At 40.3% G+C, this 2,533-nt stretch carries 3 protein-coding genes; all 3 read left to right on the forward strand.

Features of this window, described 5'->3' with window-relative positions:
* Position 1 precedes the first annotated feature (1 nt).
* Genes WA352_RS21550 through WA352_RS21560 form a run of 3 tightly spaced genes read left to right on the forward strand, consistent with a single transcriptional unit; the run spans position 2 to position 2,484 of the window.
* Positions 2–1,051 (forward strand): hypothetical protein, encoded by a 1,050-nt coding sequence (locus WA352_RS21550; RefSeq protein ID WP_336143887.1) that lies wholly within the window; start codon positions 2–4, stop codon positions 1,049–1,051.
* A gap of 10 nt (positions 1,052–1,061) precedes the next feature.
* Positions 1,062–1,859: a RecT family recombinase gene (locus WA352_RS21555; RefSeq protein WP_336143888.1), complete on the forward strand. Its 798-nt coding sequence runs from the start codon at positions 1,062–1,064 to the stop codon at positions 1,857–1,859.
* Positions 1,860–1,881: 22 nt separating this feature from the next.
* Positions 1,882–2,484 (forward strand): hypothetical protein, encoded by a 603-nt coding sequence (locus WA352_RS21560; RefSeq protein WP_336143890.1) that lies wholly within the window; start codon positions 1,882–1,884, stop codon positions 2,482–2,484.
* Positions 2,485–2,533: the final 49 nt, after the last annotated feature.

The following is a 2,533-nucleotide window of genomic DNA, read 5'->3' on the forward strand; positions in this document are numbered from 1 at the left end:
AATGAATGCTCAAGTTAATGAATTACAAGTTATAGATCAAAACGTGATTGTGGCTGCTTTTGCTAAACGCGGTGGCACAGATGAATTGTTTGAACATATTGCTCAAGAAGTTCGCTCACACGTTCCAGATGTGACAACTAAAAAAGGTCGTGATGCGATTGGTTCACTTGCTATGAAAGTAAGTAAATCAAAAACGTTGATCGAGAAATGCGGTAAAGAATTGGTTGCTGAACAAAAGGCTCAAATCAAATTAATTGATGATGACCGCATTGCAATCGTTAAAAAGTTTGATCAATTGCGTGATGAGATTATTGCACCGCGTGATGCGTGGGAAAAGGCAGAAGAAGATCGTGTGAAGAATCATCAAGATGCAATCGAAAAAATCAAAAACATTGACGAAGCATTCACGCAACACTCTAGTCAAATCGCTGCATATATTTCAAATATTGAAAGCGTAGTTATCGACTCATCTTTTGAGGAATTCGAACAAGAAGCAAAAATTGCAAAATTTGAGACTCTTGAAAAGTTACGCACTTCCCTTGTTGCCCGTGAAAAATATGAAGCCGAACAAGCTGAATTAGAGCGTCTACGCAAAGAACAATTAGAGCGTGAACAACGTGAACGTGATGAGCGTATCGCTAAAGAAGCTGCTGATAAGGCACGTATTGAAGCCGAAGCAAAAGCACTGGCAGAAAAGCAACGTTTTGAACGTGAGCAAAAAGAACAAGCTGAATTGGCAGAACGTCAACAACGTGAAGCTGCTGAACGTGAAGCACGCTTAATTGCTGAAAAAGAAGAAGCTGAATTACGTGCACAACAAGCTGCTGTTATGGAGCGTCAACGCATTGAACGTGAACAAGCAGCTAAAGAAGAAGCTGAACGTAAAGCAGAAGAAGATCGTTTGGCTAATGTTGAACATATGCGCTCTATCAATCAAGCAGCATCGAAAGCTTTGATCGATCTATGTGTTGGTCTTGAAGAATATCAAATCAAGGCAATCATCACAGCGATTGCTCGAAACCAAATTCCAAACGTTTCAATCAAATACTGAGGATTAAGAGATGAATGCATTAGTAGAAACTCAACCAGCTTTACCAGCAAACGCTCAAACATCTGCATTGATTCTTGATCCTCAAGCAATGCAAAACATGGTGGCTTTCGCTGACTTCATGTGTAAAGCCGTAATCACTGTGCCAAAACACTTGCAAGGAAATTCAGGCGACTGTTTAGCAGTGACAATGCAAGCAATGCAATGGGGTATGAATCCTTTTGCGGTAGCTCAAAAGACGCATTTGGTGAATGGCAATCTTGGTTATGAAGCACAACTCGTAAATGCTGTAATTATTGCGCGCGCTCCTATCACTGGTCGTCCTAACTTTGAATGGTATGGCGATTGGTCAAAAGTGAATGGTAAAGAATGTAAGGCTCATGACATCGGTGTTCGCGTGTGGGTAACCATTAAAGGAGAATCTGAACCACGTATCCATGATGTGTCTTTTGCTCAAGTGGGTGCCGTTCGTAATTCGCCAAACTGGGTGAACGATCCAAAACAGCAAATTGCTTACTTAGCAACTAAAAAGCTTGCTCGGCTTCATTTCCCTGATGTGATTTTGGGTGTTTATACTGAAGATGAGCTGCTTGATTCAACTGGCACTATGGGATTACCACCTAGAGACGTTGTTCAAAATCAAACTGACAACCGCCCTATCCTTACAGACAAACAAGCAGAAGCAGCAATCAAGAAGATCAATAACAAACAGGTCGATCTACAGCAGATTATTGATTACTACATTGTTTCGGAAGAACAATTGAATTACATCAAAGCACAAACGGAGGTCTTAGAACATGATCCCGTTTAGAGCATCGGGTGTGGGTAAGCTTATGGCTTACCCTGACAAAGACACCATACCAGAGGGTGCACTTTCTCATATTTATGAGATGGCAAGCCAAATACTTTTAGATTGGAAACCTGAACTTAATACTCCTGAAATTGAAAAAGGCAAGGCAGTTGAAGATCAGAGCATTGCCCTACTGAATCAAGTGACTGGCAATTTCTATGTGAAGAATAAGACACGCATCACGACTGATTTATTCACCGGTGAATGGGATATAGATGAGCAAGATGAAGACATCATTATTGATATTAAATCTGCTTACTCTAAAAAGACATTCCCAATCGAAATTAAGGTTGGTGATAAGAAGTTATATGAGTGGCAATTAGATACATACATGCTGCTTCGTGATCTTAATAGATCGGCAATCGCCTACACACTTGTAGACACGCCTGAGTATCTAATCAAGAAATACGAGAATATTGACTGGCATGTTGTCGGTCATATTAAGCCTGAAAGACGAGTAACGATGTTTTACAAGGAGCGCGATGCTACTCGTGAAAACCAAATAATTAGACGCGCTGAGATTTGCCAAGAGTTGTTATTCGAAATCTTAGATAAGAAAGGCTACAAATTTGAGGTACCAGCATGATCGAACTCAAACTTGGATTAATGTTTTTGATTTTTATTGCCTTGGGAGT

The sequence above is a fragment of the Acinetobacter sp. 102 genome (assembly GCF_037028485.1).
Taxonomy (GTDB): Bacteria; Pseudomonadota; Gammaproteobacteria; order Pseudomonadales; family Moraxellaceae; genus Acinetobacter; species Acinetobacter higginsii.